Genomic DNA, 16,173 nt, shown 5'->3' on the forward strand with positions numbered 1-16,173 from the left:
TATGCGGGTTTAATAATTAATCCTCAATTTCGGGCTCGAATCCGTAGTGCGCCTTGAACTTGGCCACGTAGGTCTTGCGGTCTTTATCGCGCAAATCGTCGAGCTCTTTTTCACTCAGTTCGTCGAATTTCTTATCAACGATTTTAGTCTCATGTTTGCCGGCGTCACCTGTTTTAACCAGGTCTTTAATCATTTTGGCCTTGCCGCCTTCGCCAGCTTCCGGCTTTTCAACTTTTAGGTATAAATCGGCAAAGAGTTCGGCATCAGCCTTGGCCACACGACGGGCTTTCTCTTCATTTTTCAACTCATCGCTAACCGTCCCGATGGACTTGGCCACGACAATCAGCTGGTCGACCATCTTGGTAGCCGACGCAGTCTCTTCCTCCTGGATCTTTGCCAGGACTTGCTCTTCTGTCGCATCCTTGCTCAATCCAAATTTTGCAGCAATTCTTTCCATGCTTCTTTTTGTATTTGTGGGTTTAAAATCGTCCATTACAGCAGCCACCAACTTACGCGGGTCAAGCGCGGCCAGCTTTTTGTTCGAAGTATCAATCTTTTGATCGATGAATCCTTCAGCAACCGCTTCATCGGCATCATACCACGTCTCGGCATCCAGTATAGCCGCTATTTCATCTTTGCTTTTCCCTTTGCGGGCGAGGATGTCTGTCAGTATTCCGTTCATCTGGTCGAGTGCCTTCTGATCGCGCGGGTTCAGATCCGAAATCTTATTCCCGTCACCATCAATGTAGTAAGCAAGATGAAGCATCAAACGGGCATAGTCGTTCATCTCGCTGCGGTCGCCGGCAACGGCAATAATCCCCGACATACTGGCGGCCACTCCGTCAACTTTGGTAATAATAAAGGCCTTTGACGCGCGGATTTCGGAAACGATTGAAAGCCCCATGTCCAAATTGCCACCCCAGCTGTTAATACGAATGGTGATTTCGTCGTACTCGCGACCCAACCAGTTTAACTCACGGGCAAAATAATTACCGTCTATCTCTCCATCCTCCCAATTGTCGCCTAGAATACCGTAGAGTAGAATTTCGACTTGTTTTTTTTCGCGGTTGACTATCTTAGAATAGCGTTGCTCCATTTTGTATTTTTAAAAATTATTGCCATAACTTTGCGGTGGCTCCGCTTTCGATATTCCAAAAATCCCCTAAAAATCAAGGCAAACAAAGCAAGTCCGAAAGGCTTGCATGCTTCTTTGGAAGCCTTGCAAACTTTTTATTAAATACCGTTTTGGTTCCTGAATTTTGCTGTTGAATCAATCATTAAACGATGGCAAAGGACAGGGAACGACAGACCGCAAAGCTGTACTATGTAGATCACAACCTTACCGCGAAGGAGGTATCGGAGCGCGTTGGTGTCACGGAGAAAACGATCGGTAATTGGGTGGAAAAGTACCACTGGAAAGCCGAGCGCGACGCGAAGAATGCCAGCCCGGCTAAACGTACCGCAAACATTAAACAGATTATCTCTAACCTCAGCGACGAATGGCTGGAGCTTGACCGCGAGGTAAAAGAGTTGGAAACAGGCAAAGGAAACCCCGAAGAAATTGCGAAGCTACGCACACGCATTAAGGGAATTGACGATGCGGTGAGCAAGTGGAATAAAACGCTTGAGAACATCGAGAAAGACAGTCAAGTTCCGCTCTCTACTTACATCTACGTCATGGAGGATATCTTTCAGGGCCTGCTGAAATATAACCGCGATCTGTACATGAAGCTCGTCGATTTTCAGGAAATCCACTTGAACACTATTAGCGAAAGGTTGGGTTAATGGTTCTGAATAAAAAAGACGCTAAAGAAGCCGTAAAGCGGTATAAGGCGAAGCTTGAGCTGATCAAAAATGGATCTACCGTCAACCCGTTTGAAACTGACGAGGAACGAGCCAACCTGATCAAACGTATGCAGGATGATCCGGCGTTTATGGTTGAGTTCCTTTTCCCGCATTACGCGACGGCTAAATCGGCATGGTTCCAGATACGGCTAGCCAAAGCGGTATTGAAAAACAAGCGGGTCAGACGCCTGGTGAAATGGGGCCGCGGACTGGCTAAGTCTGTTTGGTGCGATACAATCATTCCGATATATCTATGGATAAACGGCGAAAATGTGGCCTTGCTCATCGTCGGCAACAACGAGAAGAAAGCGATCCAGCTGCTTTCCGATGTTCAGGCCGAGTTTGAAAGCAACCCGCGTTTAATTCACTATTTCGGCAATCAGAAACTATCAGGTAGTTGGTCAGATGGCGACTTTCGGACAAAAGACGGCCGCTTTATCGGCTGGGCCATTGGTATGGGCCAGGATGCAAGGGGATTCAGAAAGCAGAGTCAACGGCCAAACCTGATAGTTTGTGATGATCTGGAGGACAAGGACACGGTTAAAAACCCGAAGCGTCAGGATGAAATCGTGAAATGGATTGAGGATTCCTTGCTTAAAACAATGGACGGTGATACCCGCCGTTACCTGCACCCGAATAACGACCCGTTCCCGCGCTCCATACAGGGCGAACTCGCCAAGAAGCACCCCAACTGGGAAGTCGACGAGGTGAAAGCCTACGACAAAGTGACCTATGTACCGGCATGGCCCGAGAAGTACGATAACAACTATTACCGGGAGCAGGAAGAGGACGGTATCCTGTCGGCTTATGCCGAGTACTTGCACGAGCCGCATACCGAGGGTAAAATTTTCAAGGATGAGCAAATCCAGTGGGTAAAGCTCCCGGCCCTGAATCACTTTAAAATCATTGTTGGGCATTGGGATATTGCCTACGCCGGTACACCCACCAGCGACTACAACGCGGTGCGCGTATGGGGATTGTACGACAGCTGCTTTTATTACATCGACTCCTTTGTCAAACAAAGCAAGATGCGGGCAGCTTTGGAGTGGATGGTGCAGTTTCAGGGAAGCTTGCCGCCGTCGGTCATTGTACACTGGAGGTTCGAATCGCAGTTCTGGAACGACGAGGTTAAGCGGACAATTGATGAGGTTGAAGACGAGTTTAACTGCAAGCTAAACATTGTGAAGGTCGACACGCCAAAGGGCAAAAAGTACGACCGCATACTCACGCTTCAGCCCTATTACCAAAATGGGCGCACCTATTACAATGCCAAAAAGAAAGGGCACAACTACACACAGGTAGGCCTTGAGCAGTTGAAAGGCATTGAACCCGGTTACCGGACGCACGACGATGCTCCGGACGCCGACGAGCAGGCTATTAAATACCTGGAGAAACACAACAAAACCGGACGCAGCGGAGCGATGCGAACCGGCAAAATGCGCAAAAACAAAGCCCGACGGGCTTAAAATTGATAATTGACTTTTGATTAATCACTAAACATTTACAACATGGTTATTAAAATTTTCACCAAACGGAAACCAGGCGGCGAGCCTATTCAAACAAAAAGCAAATGGATTGATCTAATGCTTGAGGCCGACAGCATATCAACAAAGCGCGAAGGCGATAAAGTAGAGGTGTGCATTGAAACCAAAGATGACATTTGCTTCGAGAATGTAGATCTTAACACACACGGCTACCAGATTTACAACAATGCCGGAGTTGTTGTTGAGAAGTTTGTAACTGCTTTAAAGGAGGGTGTATAATGGGACTGTTTTCAAAATCAAGATCGACTGGTATGCCACGATATAAAAATCCTCCTGCACCGCCGGAACAAGCCGGGGTATATCAACCAACCGTCGACTATACAGGTGATCCGCCGAATGGCAATGCCGTCCCGGTTGCTGACTTGTATCCGGGACTACAGAGCCTCGGTAGTGGGTTAAAACTTTTTTGGCAGTTCGAAACCTTTGATTCGAATACCGAAGCCCGCAACTTTTTGAATGAGCAAAATATTGAGCCGTTTGCCATCTACCCAACCAGCACCGGCAAAATAACAGTGTGGTACCATAAACTTGTCAAAGCATGATCTTCTTAACCGATACCGACTTTAAAGGCCTGCTGGCTCCGATAGTACTCGCCAAGCTCCGGGGCACGAACGACGAAAACCTGAACGAGTCGGAAAAACTGGCAGTCAGCGAGCTCGACCCGCTGCGCGGTAAGTTCAACATGGACGCTGAGCTAAGCAAGTCCGGAGTAACCCGCAACAGAACGCTCGTGCGCATCATGGCCAACATTACGGCCTACTACGTATACAACACGGTGGTCGACGATGAGATACCTGAGCGTATTGTCGCCAACTGGAAGAAAGAGCTGGCAACAATCGAGAAGATCGCATCAGGAAAACTCAACTCCACACTGCTAACCCTTGAGGATGCCGATGGCAAATCGGCAACCGTATTCCGATGGGGCAGCAACGCGAAACGCTCACATCAACTTTACCCGCGCAGCTATCCGGACGAAGGAACCGTTTAAGCGCGTTTAATTTCAACTTTTAACCCCTTGCAGGTATGATTGCACTAAATTTAGCGTGGCCTTGGAAAAAGCAGGCTAAAAACGAAGCTCCAAAAAGCCGCCAAAAAAAGCGGATTTATAACCGTGTTAAGCGGGTACGCCAATACAATGTCGATCTTGAGATGGACACGCTCGGGCAAGCCATTGATGCGGCCAAGGATATCGAGAATCCGGATTTCGATGACTTGTATAATATCTATGACCAGATAAAAAAGGATAGGCACCTGAAAAGCCAACAGGAAACGGCCATTGTCGACATCCAGCAGGCTCCGTTCCGGGTAATTGTGGATAAAAAGGAAGATGAGGAGCTGAAGGATTTATTTGACACCGAGTGGTTCGACGATTCTGTTCAGTTTTTTGCCGAGGCTGAGTTCTGGGGGCACTCGCTAATTGAGTACCCGGAGGTGAACGAAGAGCAGGTTTTTGACGAGTGCTTTCTGATACCTCGCCCAAACGTGAATCCGGCCAAACAGCGCGTTATTCTCGACCGCGACAGCAGCCTCTTTTTACCTTACGAAGGAAAGCAGCTCGCATTGAATTTGCTCGAGATCTGGGGCAAGGAAGAGCTTGGTTTGTACGAATATCTGGCCGAGGAGGTGATCTTGAAGAAGTACGCCCGCACCGACTGGAGCCAAGGCTCTGAGAAATACGGCATGCCCTTTTTGAAGTATGCCACCGACACGCAGGATAAAAAAGAATTGGATGCCATAGAAGAGGCTTGTGCTAACTTTGCGGCTAATGGCTACATTGTTTGCGGCAAAGATGATGAAATAGACATCAAACAACCTCAGAATGGAGACTTTTATAAGATCTACATGCAGGCTATTGAGCTAAGCAACCAGGAGCTGAGCAAGTCGATCAACGGGCAAACAGCAACCGGCGACACGCAGGCTTTTGTAGGTACTGCCGAAGTCCACGAGCGAATTAAAAACGCGTTCACCAAAGCCCGTCTGCGGCGGGTGCAGCATCACATTAACGGCAAGCTCATTCCGCTGATGGTTAAAAATGGGTACAAAATGGCCGACCGGCTGGCAAAAGCCAAGTTCCAGTATATCGATCTGCTTGATGACGATCCGCAACTGGCAACCAAGCAGGGTGAAGATCCGGCAAACCCGGACGATACGAAAGAACAGCAACAGCAGCAACAACCAGCCGACGATCCGAAAGGACAAGGCAAGCCCGCCGCCAAAGGGCCAAAAAAGCCGGTAGCTGCCAAAAGCCTGTTGGATACCTGGCTCGAACGATTCTTTAATGAGCTGGCCGACAAGGAAGGCATTGCCATTGACCCGGATATCTGGAGGCTGAACTTCCAGAGCCTGCAAACGGCCATGCAAGATAGCGGTATACAGTGGACGGATGCCTATCAGTATGCCGACCTGGCTGCCGAGCTGCGTACCAATGCCGCCGCGTTTGCCGCCTTTAAAAATTACGCCGAACAGCAGGAGCTTCGCGCCTTGCTGGTTGACGAAAACGGAGAACCACGCAGCTGGAATGATTTCAAAAAACTGGCGAAGCCACTAACCGAGAAGTATAACAAAGAATGGCTGCAAACCGAGTTTAAGCAGGCACAGGCGTCGAGCCAGATGGCCGTAAAATGGGAGGGATTCAAGGAAGAAGCCGACTTGTACCCGAATCTTCGCTACGAGGCGGTTCTTGATGATGATACCCGCCCGGATCACGCCCGGCTTGATGGTGTTGTACGACCGATAAACGATTCGTTCTGGAGCAGCAACTACCCGCCAAACGGTTGGGGATGCCGTTGCAGCGTGACGCAAACCGACGAGGCGCCGACAAAGGTTCCATCCGGCGAACTTCCGGACGCAGGCTTTGACTTCAATTCGGGCAAGGACCGTAAGCTTTTCAGCGACGAAAATCCGTACCTGAAAGACCTGCCAAAAACCGATGCAACTGGTATAAGCCGCGAAGCCGATACACTGTTAAATGACTTCTTAAATGCGTAAGTAATGCCAGGCAATAGCTTTCAAAAAAAAATGGCCGAGATTCAGACCCGGCTACCACAGGCTCTGAAGCGGTTTCCTGGTATCGCTAAAGTTGAAGGCTTGCGCTTTATTGCCGACAATTTCAAACACCAGGGCTTTGAGGCAAAAACCGGTCAGTATAAAAAGTGGCGGAAAAAGAAGAAAGGCAAAAAGCCGACGCTGATCGGCGAGAAACGAGGCGGAGCCATGCGCCGCAGCTGGCAGGGCAAAAGCAGCGACACACAGGCTGAATTTACCAGCCAGCTACCTTATACCGAAGTGCACAACGATGGTTTACGCGCTGGCCGTCCGCCTGGCTTCGATATGCCGGAACGACGCATGATAGGCGACAGCGAAGCCCTGAACGACCGAATTGGCAGAAAGCTGGATCAGGTGGCCGAAGATATTTTCAAATAATCAATAATAAACAATTATGTTATATCCCATTTTTACAGCATTTAAAGATCGTTTAAACACGCCTGAAGCACCGGCACAGGGCATCGACCTACCCGTTGAATGGTACAATGTGCAGTATGAGGGAACGATGGTGAACCCGCAGGGGTTCTTTGTCGAGTTTCCCGAAAAAATGAACTTCGAAAATGCGAGTAACCAGATGCGCCGGTCGCCGGTTAAAATCAGGCTGCATTATTACAGCATGGTTCCGCAGACGCAGGACGGCATCGCCGACGCTACCACCGAGGAACACGAAGCTATTGCCAAGGCGGCAAAAGACTTGCTCGATGGCTATACACCGGCAAACGGCAGTTGCAGCCGGTTGACCTTTGTTGGCTGGCAACACTGGCACCGCTGGAAAGGCTGGATGGTGACCTTTATTGAGTTTGAAGCGAAGAAAACGCTCTAATAAAACACTGAGGGCTTCACTCTAAAGTGAAACCCTCAGCACTACAACTCTGATCTAATCTTTCGGCTTTACATCCAAATCCAAGGCTTCAAGTATCTGCTCCAACCGTTCGATGATAGAGTAGTGTTTGCGGTTTTCTTAAAAGCCCGACTCGTTCGCTTTTAATTCCAAAAGCTGCTGCTGGCTCTCGTATTGCTGCATAAACCAATCGTAATTAATAACCTTCATATAAGCCGAATAAATAGTAGCTCCATTTACATAGCCAGAATAAGGATAAAGTTGCACGACGATCTTTTTATCCTCATCGTGCATCAGAAGACCATATTTTGAATTGAAATTCAGCGGATACTTCCAAAATTCGGGTTCGAAAAATACCTGATATCCTTTTTCTTCGAAAAATGCACGCGAAAATTCGAGATAAGAAGTCGTTCCGGAATGCGTAAGGCCCATCAGTGCGCCTTTGGGCTGAAATAGCACGCCGACCAAGCCGCCATTGTCGTAGATAAAATTCTGATGAAATAATCGCCACACAAAGCCGTTCCCAAAATCGACGGCATCATATTCCGCTTTATTTGATCTGAACTCTTTTTTTGCTTCCTGGGCGGTCATTCCGTACTCCAGGCCTTTATATATATGTTGAGAAAATGCGAGCGACACGACCATGTTAAAGGTGATTAATAATATTGCTTTTTTCATGTTATAAGATTTTGGGTTATTATTCGTTAAATAACGTCAGTTGCTTCTTTTCATTGTCCAGCAAGTCGTTGTACTCTTTTTTGGCATTGGTGCCCAGGTACTCGTAAAAGGTACGCTCGCTGATGCGATACACCGGAAAAACAAGCTCACGGTAAATGTACCTGTCGGTGCATCCGCCCTTGTGGTGCTTGCTGTTATCCTTGTAAATCTTCTGGATATCGAGTATTCGAAGCAGTATATTTTTCCGGTTGTATGCCATAATTACAATTTCAAATTTAGAGTTTCAAAAATTAATTATCAAAATAGAATTCTGCCTAAAACAGTGTTAGTTGCTCTTTTTTAGTAATATTATAGGACTTTCGTGGATATTGTTTTTCTAAACGAAACTTATTATCGGCCTTCCAAACGTGGTGCCGCTCTCCCAACCAATGAACCCGGCAATTAGAGCATAATACTTCGCGTTCGTAGCTCGCCGCAAATTGCTCGCCGCAAAACTGGCATTTTCGCTTTTGCGTGGTAGAATGGTGTATCTCTCCGAGCATAACCCACGTTCTACCATCAGGAACAACCCTGGTCTGAAATAGAATGGAATCTCTTTCGAGTAGTTCGGCATTGCTTTGAAGCCAACGGACACATTCTTGTTCAGAAATTGGCTCCTTTGGCGATCCATTCCTATTTAGCGCTATTGCAAATGTTGTTCGCAGCTTCTGTGCTTTTAAGTAACCATCATAATGATTCATAGTCTTCGGTTTAACGGTCATTAATTACTACTTAGATCGTTAAACCCGCGCTCGCGGTTGTAGGCCTTTGTGCCGGCATGCGATGCACTGGAGCGGTAGTTCTGTTCGAGACCGCGGAACTGCTTAATGAGATCGTCGAGCTCGAGCAGGCTGTATTTGTGGAGCTCCTTTTTAAGGATGCTCCGGTTCAGCATGAAGCTGTTAAACTTCTCGAAGCTCGTGCCCTCGTGGATGCCGCAACGTTGAGCAATGGCCAGCACCTGGCTGCGCTTGTTGCGGCGTTCAACCTCCATCAACGGGTTCAGGTTCGTTTTAAAATTGAAGTCATTCTCCAGCTTCCAGATCAGGTTCGCCATTTCGTCGCTGTAAAGCTCCTTACTCGACGAGGTGCGCCCGCCTGTCCAGCTGTAAATAAGCTCGTGCCGCTGGTCTTTATCCATGCCTAGCTTGGTCAGCAGCGTCATTAATTTGCGGTGTTTTGTGTCCATTGTTTCAGTATTTTAAGTCAGTCCAGTGAATTATTTTCCCTTTAAATTCATCGCACTTACTATTTTTAGGGAAGAAGAATTGCCTCATGTGATCGGCAGCGTCAAATCCATCATTTTTAGCAAGTGCATCAATGTTATACTGGTATTTGTCATCAATACTAATCTCAAAACGACCTTGAATATTCGTAATAAAAATATCCTGTACGCACTTGCATTCTAAAACAGGCGCAAATTGAAATACTTTTTTTGACCGATTAAAAACAACCATATGAATCTTTGAACCAACATGCCAGCGTTCTGGCTTATCTATTCGTATTGTATGACGCTTTGGCTTGTACAGAAGCCGGTATTCGTCAAAACTTAGCACATCATCGTAGATTAGATTTCTGTTCTGACATCCTTCTAAAAATGCAGCGCGATCACGGTTATTTATCACAAAATCATCGTCATTCAATAGCCCTGCCCATATCTTTCCGACAAAGTCTGTCGGCTGTCCGCTTGGAAATGTTACGCTAAATGGTATTATCATGCTTTAAAATTTAAATTATTGGTTTTCTGCGTTTAAGAATCGTTTAATCGCTTTGCGAAACTCGCCGTTTGTCCCTGCGGGCGGAGTCGAACCGCCCGATAAGACCGTCCAGGTTATTGCTTATTATCGGTGTAAACTACATTCAATGGCCTGATATCGTAACAGGCTCCAGGTTGAGAGAACATTAATAGCCCAGCTGTTTCGCTCACGTAAGCCATTGCTAGAAACCACTTCGGTGGCTTTGGTTCGTCGAATAAACTCCCTTGTACCACTTCCGCTGTTTCTTCTTCGATTTCAAAAAGAGCATGACCATCGTAAAGCCCGGCAAATACGATATAAGTATCATCAATCTTGAATGATGTTCTATCGGAACCAGAGTCCAGTGCCGTTATTTTAGATCCAGGCATTATGGTGTGACCAAATACCTTAAGCGGATCTTTTTTTATATCGCGCTCCTGTCCATTTTCGAACCCGATATACTCCATGCCGTAAGCATAGCAGTCGAGCACATTTTCTTTATATCTATAAACATCAGCCATAATTAGAATAATCGTTGTTGTTCCTGCCGATCTTCGGCGCTTACTACTGTTTTACCCAACTTTTTAAGCTCATCGTCAACCTCTCGTTCAGCTTCTTTTGAAGCAACCAGGTAATGCCGCTCTTTTGTTGAGAAGTACTTATTTTGCATCCTTCTCATTCGTGCTACTTTTTCGATGAACTCATTCATGACTCTTTACTTTCGAAGTATGGAAATACGTCGACAATTGGCGACAATGCCAGCGATGTTGTGTTGTAAGGAACCAGAATATAGGAAAGTCCTTTTTCCAAACGTTGAAAGGCCTCCTTGAAATCGTCGGCAGCCACCAGAAAGTAGTTGTTTACTTTCTTCTCTTTTCCGGCTTTAGCGTCGATGGTTACAATCGCGATGCGGGCCTTATACCAGAATTCGCCATCCTCGGCCGGTAAAATTTCAATGATGTTTGATTTGGTGATCTTTTCGATCTCGAAACTACCGCGAATCATCTGCTGTAGTTCCTTAACTATACGAGCCTCCGCATCGGTATAACTAACAGCATCAATAAGGTAGCTCTCTGTTACCTTTGTTTCGCGTCCGTCCTGGTTAATTTTGACGTACTTAACTTTACATTCGAACCATGTTTGCATAACACTTAAATTTAAATTACAGGCATTATTGCCATTGTCCCTGCGGGCGGAGTCGAACCGCCCGATAAGACCGTCCAGGATTCGTTTTTCGAGACTACCTATTTTAAACAGCACTCATGCTAAGAGCCAGCCATTGCCATTTATTATTGGTATCGCGCCACTTGGCCTTCACATAAGTTGATGTTTTAACTGGGCGCCACTGGTCTTGGATGAATACCACCCATTCGATTAGTTCTTTGTCTCCAATTTTGCGGGCTTCCTTCGCCATATCGAGCACCCGGTTGGCTTGCAGTACGCCGTCCTTATTGGGCTTTAGCATGGCTTTAAGAAGTCCATGAGCTTTAGGGTCGGTGATTTTTGCATCGATCCACTTGTTAACCGCGTCGATACCAATGCCAACCTCATCGGTCCAGCCGTCGATGACGTTTGAGCCGAGAATGATTGAGTGAGTTCCGGCATCGTTAGTAAACGTGTGCGACTGTTGCATCTCGATATCGGCATCGGTTAAGCCGAAGATCTCCATCTTCATCGCCATAAGTGTTTGAAACTGCTCGTAGATGTCGGTTTTCTCAGCCTTAATGCCTATTTCGAGCATCCGTAGGCGACCAAATGTTTCGTTTACCTGGTCATTTTTCAGTGCTGCATAGTCTTCCTTTAGCTTTTGCTCGGCTGCTTTTTTGGCTTGCTCTTCGGCTTCGAGATCGGCCATCAGCTGGCGGCGTTGTTCGGGTGTTAACTCACTAATGTTGATTGCCGAGGCGGCTTGTGTTGCTTGTGTTTCCATTGTATTGAATTTTTGAATGTTATTGTTTTTTCGATGCATAATAGCGACGTCGTTTACCATCGTCGAGCTTCGGTTCGCAGCAGTGTTTAAACTTACGGCCACTGCCGCAGCTGCACGGGTCGTTGCGGTGGCGTTTGGGCTGTGCGTACTTGATAGGGCGGGTTGTTTGTCCACCGTATTCGTTTTTGCTCAATTCAGCTGGGGTAACTTGCAGCCCTTTCGACTCAAGCTCTTTTATTTCCTTTAAATCTTGCTCTGTATATCCCATGTTCAATTCTCCTATTTTCGTTTTAGGTTTCTGGCTGCCTGGTCGATGTTCACGCTTGTTTCGGATACAGGGCGCAGAATGGTTACTTTTACATATTCGTTCATTAAATCCTCGGCAGGAATAGCGCCTCCTGCTGTTTGCACGTGCAAAACCGGCTGTTCGTCCTCCTCTTCAAAGCCATGTGTGCGCTTGTGAAAAATCGGTTTGTTGATAATCGTGCAGATGTAGCCGGCACTCTCGAAGAATGCTTTCAGTTCGTTATCGGTTATGTGTGTGCGTAGTATCATCTTTTAAAAATTCAAGGCCCGCTGACGGGTCGGTAAATTTCCCGTTTATGCGGTTGTTAATAACTTCGAGCTTATAGTTTACTAAGCTGTATTTTCGCCATATTTCGGGGTCAAAGCCGGCATTAAGCTGGCTGATCAGCTGCTCTTGTTTCTGCTCTAAATCCGAACGTCTTGACGTTAGGGATGCAGATTGCTCCGTTTTCATACTCATTTATAATCTCCTCCATTAGGTTAGTTTTTGGAATGGCACCCATAAAAGTGAGTGTCAGAAATAGCTCTTCTCGATCGACACACTGACGAACAACTTGCTTGTCGGCCTCAGCCCAAAAGCGATAGGCAAACCAAAGCTGCATATGAGCTGATGTAAACATGATGCTGATCAATTCGGAAGGTGTAAGCACTTTGAATGCTTGAATTTTACCGTAAGCGGCAATCATTTTGTTTGTTTGCGAGCCGAATGTTAAACGCTCCTTAAACATGTCCATATAGCTACAAAAGCACTCAAATGTATATTCGTAAAGCTCATCGCTGCTCATATTTTCGAGCTGAGCAAACCGCTGTACGGTCTTTGACTTGTCTAGTATTTCGTTAAATCGTGTCATGGTGTTCGTGTTTTGGTAAGACATACATTTCGGTTGGCATAGGAGCCTTTAGCGGCAGAATAACGGCAACGATATCGCCAATGGCATAGCCGGCTTTAGCTTCCTCGGCCAAAGCTGAACACATACCATCGATTCGGCTATTCCACACGACTTTTATTTTAACCGGCTGGTCCATTAGCAGGCCTCCTTTTTGATTCGGATCTTAATGACTTCGCGCTTGACCGTGCGGAGGTCTTTCAATCCGTTCAGGCAAATTGTGCGGATAATATCCTGGCGCGAATTGCGGTCGCTTATGCCATTGGCATCGAGTAGTGAATGCGCCATTTCAATCAAAAACTGCCGCCGCTCTTCGGGTTCAACAGGTACTATTTTGGTGAACTTCTTGCCGAAGCGGCTGAAAACCTCGGTAAAACCAACTTTACGAACAGCTTCGCCACGTTCAATCTTCTTTTTCAGACCATCTGCACCAACCAGATAAAAGCCGCATTGGCCTTCGAGGTTGTTGTACATGCGCTTTAGCTCCAAAAATGCTTTATCCTCGAGGTCTCCGGCCTCGTCCAGTATTAATAGCGGGCGATCGATCAGCCCAAGCACATACATGGCGCTCTCGAAAAGATCGTCGATCTTTCCATCGGCGTTGATGCCAACAGCGCGGGCAATAGCACGAACAAAGCGGATGCGGGTGCGGCAGTTCGAGCAGTCGATGTAATAAACATGTGGGTTTGTTGCTGCAAACGCCTTGCAAGCGTAGGTTTTGCCAACGCCTGCATCGTCGCACAGAATTGCAGTGAACGAGTAGTTCTTGCAAGCATTTAACTGGGCATCGATTTGGCGTTTAACATTCGTTTGAGCCGTTTTCCATTCTAATTCAGCCTTGCGGGTGAAATCAACGAGGCGGGCAAACTTGATCCACTTCATGTCGCCAACCAGATGGGGCTGTTCTTTCCATTTTTCGCCGCGGATGTTCGACATATCGGCCGGGCTCATCTCATTTGCTCTGGCAAAAGCTGCCTGGCTTAATCCGCTGGTCTCTTGCCGTTCGACCAGGCGTTTACCAATTGTTTCTTTTTCGGTTAATGTAAAAATCATAGTTTTGCAATTAGAGATTATCAATAGCGGCTGCCTCCGGGTCGTATCCGTCAAAATCTTTCCGGTTGCGGCTGCTGTTATTTTCATTTTCAAATTCATTTTTCACGTTCACGCTTACCGGGCTATTCTGATTCATCCCCGATTCCATTTCGGCGTTATAGCTTTCCTTGCTGTAATTCTTATCGGTTACAGCAATGTTGTAGGAGTCGAGCAAACCGGCATTCAACAGATCGGCTGTTTGGCTCGCTTTTTGCTCAAAATCGTCGGCTTGCTCCAGCTGTATGCGCTGGCGCTTTTGATGGTGCCCGATGGCATAGTCGGTATGCTCGTTACTTTCGGCATGCGATTGAACGGCCTTTTGGGCCACTTTGCAAGTGCACAAATACTTTCCTTCGAGCGTGTACAGGTCGGCTGCTTCGTAGTCCCAGACAACCGAAAGCTTTGCATCGGGCTTATAGCCGGTAGCTTTTGCAATTTTCTCGGCCATTCCGGTGAAGTATTCCGGGATCTCGAATTTATACAGCTGATCAGCCTTCCAAACTTCCACAAAGCCACGCATTCGGGTTATCTCAACCGCTGTACGGTAGGCAAACACACTACGCAGCTGACGATCGTCCATTGGTTTGCAGTCGGGGTGTTTCATTTCGAAGCGTTGAGCAGGCGTAGAGCCGTCGCGCATCTTCTTATTGTTGAAATCGGCAATAATGCGCGCCATTTGCAGCACGGCTTCCTCGTAAGTTGGCAATACTTCGTTGTTGGGGATGAAATCGGGGTTGGCCTGATTGTCAATTCCGGCAATCCACGATGTACGCAGAAAGTTATTAAAGCGTTTAAGCGTCTTTTTAAAGAGACGGAACTGGGTCTCGGCAGGGTTGGCCTGCGAGTTGTGCGCCCTAATTGTGCGTACCTTGTTAAAGATTGACGATAGCAGATCCTTGCTTTCTTCGCTTGTAAATGCCCCGTGATTATCGGTTACAACTTCAAACATGGTTTGATAACCACCCGACTCGATGGCCATTTTAACGGCCTGCTCGGTCATGCGTGGTGTTTCGTTGTGTAACCCTTCTTTTGCAGGAGCCCAACCGGCGATATAGCGGCTAGCCACATCACTAATCAGGATCACATAAAGGTTCATTCGTCGGCAAGTGCCGTCCTTGTCGTAGTATTTATAGGCTACCGTTGCCGAACCATCGGCAGCAAACAGCGAGTGTGCATACTTCAGGTGTTCGCTCGGAACGTAGGTCAGGAATTGCTTATTATAGTAGTCCTCACCGTGGCGAGCTTTAGCTGTGCGCAGCTGGGTGTCGAACCGGCTGCAATACTGCGTAAATGTGCGGTAGGCCATTGGTTCGTCGGTTGAAAATTCGGCTAAATCTTCTTTGTACTCTTCCCAAAGCGGCAGTAAATCTTCTTTTTGCGGGTTACCCGGATTCATGTACAAATTGAACATGATGGCCTCGTGGATATCGAAAGGAAGCTCCTCGCCGGTTACCGTATCAACCAGCTTGAACTTGCCAACCTTGCGTCGGTTGTCGTTGCCATACTTGCCAGATATGAAGTAGTTGCGCTGACGATCGTCGCCAACAGCCGGATAAAGGCTTATTTTTTTGCGCAGTGATTTAACCGTGTTTATGCGTAAACCTTCAAGCTCCTTGCCCTGAATTATCTCCGTGCATACATTGTAGAAATCTTCTTTCCGCTTAAGCCCGAAGCGCTTAAAGCGGCCTCCCTCGGTGTAAACCGAGATCATATCGCACCAAGCTTTTGCCTCGGCCAGCTGTTTGGCTTTATCCTGGTTAAATGTTGGCTCCGACGAGTAACAGAAGTAAGTTATATCGTCGTTACTGAAAAAATCGGCAACGCGGGCCTGTATGTCTTTTTTAATTCGATCTGAAAGGTCTGATTTTGACTTTATGTCGAGTTCACGCATCGCCTTTAACAGATCGCTATCGGATGGCAGTTGGTCGCGGTAAAATTTCGGAGCTCGGTTTGGTATGCGATTCACAGCATAGTAGAAAAATCCATTTTGCTTCGACCATCGCCAGGAGCTGCCGCTATCCGGTAGAATGTCGAATTTTTGCTGTGATGGCGGCAATGATGATTTATATTCTGATCGCACCTTACGAAGGTGGTTCTCGCTCATGTGGCAAAAGTCAAGGAGCAACCGATGGTTTACCCATACGGTTGTTCCTCCTTGCTCTGATCGTGCTAATATGTCGCCTGGTTGAAAAATCATCATCGGGGAAATTGGTTAAGCGTTTGCTTCAGT

24 protein-coding genes are annotated in these 16,173 nt (G+C 47.0%); 8 read left to right on the forward strand and 16 right to left on the reverse strand.

The genetic code is table 11. The annotated features are described in order from the left end of the window. Positions 1 to 16: 16 nt before the first annotated feature. On the reverse strand, positions 17 to 1,096 hold the full coding sequence (locus C8N47_RS11870) for a Clp protease ClpP (protein WP_107822777.1): 1,080 nt from the start codon (positions 1,094 to 1,096) through the stop codon (positions 17 to 19). A 188-nt stretch (positions 1,097 to 1,284) separates the two neighbouring features. Between C8N47_RS11870 and C8N47_RS11875 the strand changes: the two genes are divergently transcribed. Genes C8N47_RS11875 through C8N47_RS11910 form a run of 8 tightly spaced genes read left to right on the forward strand, consistent with a single transcriptional unit; the run spans position 1,285 to position 7,257 of the window. Next, on the forward strand, positions 1,285 to 1,785 hold the full coding sequence (locus tag C8N47_RS11875; protein WP_107822778.1) for a terminase gpP N-terminus-related DNA-binding protein: 501 nt from the start codon (positions 1,285 to 1,287) through the stop codon (positions 1,783 to 1,785). Beyond that, on the forward strand, positions 1,785 to 3,311 hold the full coding sequence (locus C8N47_RS11880) for a hypothetical protein (RefSeq protein WP_107822779.1): 1,527 nt from the start codon (positions 1,785 to 1,787) through the stop codon (positions 3,309 to 3,311). The genes C8N47_RS11875 and C8N47_RS11880 overlap by 1 nt, the downstream gene beginning before the upstream one ends. A gap of 42 nt (positions 3,312 to 3,353) precedes the next feature. Continuing rightward, a complete protein-coding gene (locus C8N47_RS11885; RefSeq protein WP_107822780.1) occupies positions 3,354 to 3,608 on the forward strand; it encodes a hypothetical protein in 255 nt (84 codons plus the stop codon). A 32-nt stretch (positions 3,609 to 3,640) separates the two neighbouring features. Further along, positions 3,641 to 3,931, forward strand: a complete 291-nt coding sequence (locus tag C8N47_RS11890; protein ID WP_146161517.1) for a hypothetical protein — start codon at positions 3,641 to 3,643, stop codon at positions 3,929 to 3,931. Continuing rightward, on the forward strand, positions 3,928 to 4,377 hold the full coding sequence (locus C8N47_RS11895; RefSeq protein ID WP_107822782.1) for a DUF1320 family protein: 450 nt from the start codon (positions 3,928 to 3,930) through the stop codon (positions 4,375 to 4,377). The genes C8N47_RS11890 and C8N47_RS11895 overlap by 4 nt, the downstream gene beginning before the upstream one ends. Before the next feature lie 35 nt (positions 4,378 to 4,412). Then, entirely contained in the window at positions 4,413 to 6,377 is a 1,965-nt protein-coding gene (locus C8N47_RS11900) for a phage portal protein family protein (RefSeq protein WP_107822783.1), read from the forward strand. A gap of 30 nt (positions 6,378 to 6,407) precedes the next feature. Continuing rightward, on the forward strand, positions 6,408 to 6,812 hold the full coding sequence (locus C8N47_RS11905; protein ID WP_170111378.1) for a phage virion morphogenesis family protein: 405 nt from the start codon (positions 6,408 to 6,410) through the stop codon (positions 6,810 to 6,812). 16 nt (positions 6,813 to 6,828) lie between these two features. Then, positions 6,829 to 7,257: a hypothetical protein gene (locus C8N47_RS11910; RefSeq protein ID WP_107822785.1), complete on the forward strand. Its 429-nt coding sequence runs from the start codon at positions 6,829 to 6,831 to the stop codon at positions 7,255 to 7,257. Between the two features lie 138 nt (positions 7,258 to 7,395). Here C8N47_RS11910 and C8N47_RS11915 read toward each other — a convergent pair whose 3' ends face one another. From C8N47_RS11915 to C8N47_RS11985, 15 genes are all read right to left on the reverse strand, one after another. Then, the gene (locus tag C8N47_RS11915; RefSeq protein ID WP_107822786.1) at positions 7,396 to 7,953 is read right to left on the reverse strand and encodes a hypothetical protein; all 558 of its coding nucleotides are present in this window, start codon (positions 7,951 to 7,953) and stop codon (positions 7,396 to 7,398) included. Positions 7,954 to 7,972: 19 nt separating this feature from the next. After that, a complete protein-coding gene (locus C8N47_RS11920; protein ID WP_107822787.1) occupies positions 7,973 to 8,212 on the reverse strand; it encodes a hypothetical protein in 240 nt (79 codons plus the stop codon). A gap of 55 nt (positions 8,213 to 8,267) precedes the next feature. Continuing rightward, the gene (locus C8N47_RS11925) at positions 8,268 to 8,693 is read right to left on the reverse strand and encodes a hypothetical protein (protein ID WP_146161518.1); all 426 of its coding nucleotides are present in this window, start codon (positions 8,691 to 8,693) and stop codon (positions 8,268 to 8,270) included. A gap of 20 nt (positions 8,694 to 8,713) precedes the next feature. Further along, positions 8,714 to 9,181 carry a hypothetical protein gene (locus C8N47_RS11930; protein ID WP_107822789.1) on the reverse strand — a complete coding sequence of 156 codons (468 nt, stop codon included), beginning with the start codon at positions 9,179 to 9,181 and terminating at the stop codon, positions 8,714 to 8,716. Between the two features lie 4 nt (positions 9,182 to 9,185). Continuing rightward, positions 9,186 to 9,710, reverse strand: coding sequence for a hypothetical protein (locus C8N47_RS11935; RefSeq protein WP_107822790.1), 525 nt, complete (start codon positions 9,708 to 9,710; stop codon positions 9,186 to 9,188). Between the two features lie 113 nt (positions 9,711 to 9,823). Beyond that, a complete protein-coding gene (locus C8N47_RS11940) occupies positions 9,824 to 10,249 on the reverse strand; it encodes a hypothetical protein (RefSeq protein ID WP_107822791.1) in 426 nt (141 codons plus the stop codon). A 2-nt stretch (positions 10,250 to 10,251) separates the two neighbouring features. Then, positions 10,252 to 10,437: a hypothetical protein gene (locus C8N47_RS11945; RefSeq protein ID WP_107822792.1), complete on the reverse strand. Its 186-nt coding sequence runs from the start codon at positions 10,435 to 10,437 to the stop codon at positions 10,252 to 10,254. Then, positions 10,434 to 10,874: a DUF4494 domain-containing protein gene (locus tag C8N47_RS11950; protein ID WP_107822793.1), complete on the reverse strand. Its 441-nt coding sequence runs from the start codon at positions 10,872 to 10,874 to the stop codon at positions 10,434 to 10,436. The genes C8N47_RS11945 and C8N47_RS11950 overlap by 4 nt, the downstream gene beginning before the upstream one ends. A gap of 103 nt (positions 10,875 to 10,977) precedes the next feature. Further along, positions 10,978 to 11,658, reverse strand: coding sequence for a hypothetical protein (locus tag C8N47_RS11955; protein WP_146161519.1), 681 nt, complete (start codon positions 11,656 to 11,658; stop codon positions 10,978 to 10,980). A 19-nt stretch (positions 11,659 to 11,677) separates the two neighbouring features. After that, entirely contained in the window at positions 11,678 to 11,926 is a 249-nt protein-coding gene (locus C8N47_RS11960; RefSeq protein ID WP_107822795.1) for an SEC-C metal-binding domain-containing protein, read from the reverse strand. Between the two features lie 11 nt (positions 11,927 to 11,937). Continuing rightward, positions 11,938 to 12,213 (reverse strand): hypothetical protein, encoded by a 276-nt coding sequence (locus C8N47_RS11965; protein ID WP_107822796.1) that lies wholly within the window; start codon positions 12,211 to 12,213, stop codon positions 11,938 to 11,940. Between the two features lie 122 nt (positions 12,214 to 12,335). Continuing rightward, the gene (locus tag C8N47_RS11970; protein ID WP_107822797.1) at positions 12,336 to 12,815 is read right to left on the reverse strand and encodes a hypothetical protein; all 480 of its coding nucleotides are present in this window, start codon (positions 12,813 to 12,815) and stop codon (positions 12,336 to 12,338) included. Further along, a complete protein-coding gene (locus C8N47_RS11975) occupies positions 12,802 to 12,990 on the reverse strand; it encodes a hypothetical protein (RefSeq protein ID WP_107822798.1) in 189 nt (62 codons plus the stop codon). Before C8N47_RS11975 ends, C8N47_RS11970 begins: the two co-directional genes overlap by 14 nt. Then, on the reverse strand, positions 12,990 to 13,904 hold the full coding sequence (locus C8N47_RS11980; RefSeq protein ID WP_170111379.1) for an AAA family ATPase: 915 nt from the start codon (positions 13,902 to 13,904) through the stop codon (positions 12,990 to 12,992). Before C8N47_RS11980 ends, C8N47_RS11975 begins: the two co-directional genes overlap by 1 nt. A 10-nt stretch (positions 13,905 to 13,914) precedes the next feature. Next, positions 13,915 to 16,143, reverse strand: a complete 2,229-nt coding sequence (locus tag C8N47_RS11985; RefSeq protein WP_107822800.1) for an integrase catalytic domain-containing protein — start codon at positions 16,141 to 16,143, stop codon at positions 13,915 to 13,917. Between the last annotated feature and the right edge of the window lie 30 nt (positions 16,144 to 16,173).

The organism is Mangrovibacterium marinum (genome assembly GCF_003046625.1).
Classification (GTDB): Bacteria; Bacteroidota; Bacteroidia; order Bacteroidales; family Prolixibacteraceae; genus Mangrovibacterium; species Mangrovibacterium marinum.

What these genes read in the sequence shown, in the direction of transcription:
- C8N47_RS11920 (WP_107822787.1), bottom strand. Translation starts at nt 8,212, where the DNA reads ATGGCATACAACCGGAAAAATATACTGCTTCGAATACTCGATATCCAG.
- C8N47_RS11870 (WP_107822777.1), bottom strand. Translation starts at nt 1,096, where the DNA reads ATGGAGCAACGCTATTCTAAGATAGTCAACCGCGAAAAAAAACAAGTC.
- C8N47_RS11885 (WP_107822780.1), top strand. Translation starts at nt 3,354, where the DNA reads ATGGTTATTAAAATTTTCACCAAACGGAAACCAGGCGGCGAGCCTATT.
- C8N47_RS11955 (WP_146161519.1), bottom strand. Translation starts at nt 11,658, where the DNA reads ATGGAAACACAAGCAACACAAGCCGCCTCGGCAATCAACATTAGTGAG.
- C8N47_RS11950 (WP_107822793.1), bottom strand. Translation starts at nt 10,874, where the DNA reads ATGCAAACATGGTTCGAATGTAAAGTTAAGTACGTCAAAATTAACCAG.
- C8N47_RS11875 (WP_107822778.1), top strand. Translation starts at nt 1,285, where the DNA reads ATGGCAAAGGACAGGGAACGACAGACCGCAAAGCTGTACTATGTAGAT.
- C8N47_RS11905 (WP_170111378.1), top strand. Translation starts at nt 6,408, where the DNA reads ATGGCCGAGATTCAGACCCGGCTACCACAGGCTCTGAAGCGGTTTCCT.
- C8N47_RS11925 (WP_146161518.1), bottom strand. Translation starts at nt 8,693, where the DNA reads ATGAATCATTATGATGGTTACTTAAAAGCACAGAAGCTGCGAACAACA.
- C8N47_RS11935 (WP_107822790.1), bottom strand. Translation starts at nt 9,710, where the DNA reads ATGATAATACCATTTAGCGTAACATTTCCAAGCGGACAGCCGACAGAC.
- C8N47_RS11900 (WP_107822783.1), top strand. Translation starts at nt 4,413, where the DNA reads ATGATTGCACTAAATTTAGCGTGGCCTTGGAAAAAGCAGGCTAAAAAC.
- C8N47_RS11880 (WP_107822779.1), top strand. Translation starts at nt 1,785, where the DNA reads ATGGTTCTGAATAAAAAAGACGCTAAAGAAGCCGTAAAGCGGTATAAG.
- C8N47_RS11985 (WP_107822800.1), bottom strand. Translation starts at nt 16,143, where the DNA reads ATGATGATTTTTCAACCAGGCGACATATTAGCACGATCAGAGCAAGGA.
- C8N47_RS11980 (WP_170111379.1), bottom strand. Translation starts at nt 13,904, where the DNA reads ATGATTTTTACATTAACCGAAAAAGAAACAATTGGTAAACGCCTGGTC.
- C8N47_RS11890 (WP_146161517.1), top strand. Translation starts at nt 3,641, where the DNA reads ATGCCACGATATAAAAATCCTCCTGCACCGCCGGAACAAGCCGGGGTA.
- C8N47_RS11910 (WP_107822785.1), top strand. Translation starts at nt 6,829, where the DNA reads ATGTTATATCCCATTTTTACAGCATTTAAAGATCGTTTAAACACGCCT.
- C8N47_RS11965 (WP_107822796.1), bottom strand. Translation starts at nt 12,213, where the DNA reads ATGATACTACGCACACACATAACCGATAACGAACTGAAAGCATTCTTC.
- C8N47_RS11940 (WP_107822791.1), bottom strand. Translation starts at nt 10,249, where the DNA reads ATGGCTGATGTTTATAGATATAAAGAAAATGTGCTCGACTGCTATGCT.
- C8N47_RS11970 (WP_107822797.1), bottom strand. Translation starts at nt 12,815, where the DNA reads ATGACACGATTTAACGAAATACTAGACAAGTCAAAGACCGTACAGCGG.
- C8N47_RS11960 (WP_107822795.1), bottom strand. Translation starts at nt 11,926, where the DNA reads ATGGGATATACAGAGCAAGATTTAAAGGAAATAAAAGAGCTTGAGTCG.
- C8N47_RS11975 (WP_107822798.1), bottom strand. Translation starts at nt 12,990, where the DNA reads ATGGACCAGCCGGTTAAAATAAAAGTCGTGTGGAATAGCCGAATCGAT.
- C8N47_RS11930 (WP_107822789.1), bottom strand. Translation starts at nt 9,181, where the DNA reads ATGGACACAAAACACCGCAAATTAATGACGCTGCTGACCAAGCTAGGC.
- C8N47_RS11915 (WP_107822786.1), bottom strand. Translation starts at nt 7,953, where the DNA reads ATGAAAAAAGCAATATTATTAATCACCTTTAACATGGTCGTGTCGCTC.
- C8N47_RS11945 (WP_107822792.1), bottom strand. Translation starts at nt 10,437, where the DNA reads ATGAATGAGTTCATCGAAAAAGTAGCACGAATGAGAAGGATGCAAAAT.
- C8N47_RS11895 (WP_107822782.1), top strand. Translation starts at nt 3,928, where the DNA reads ATGATCTTCTTAACCGATACCGACTTTAAAGGCCTGCTGGCTCCGATA.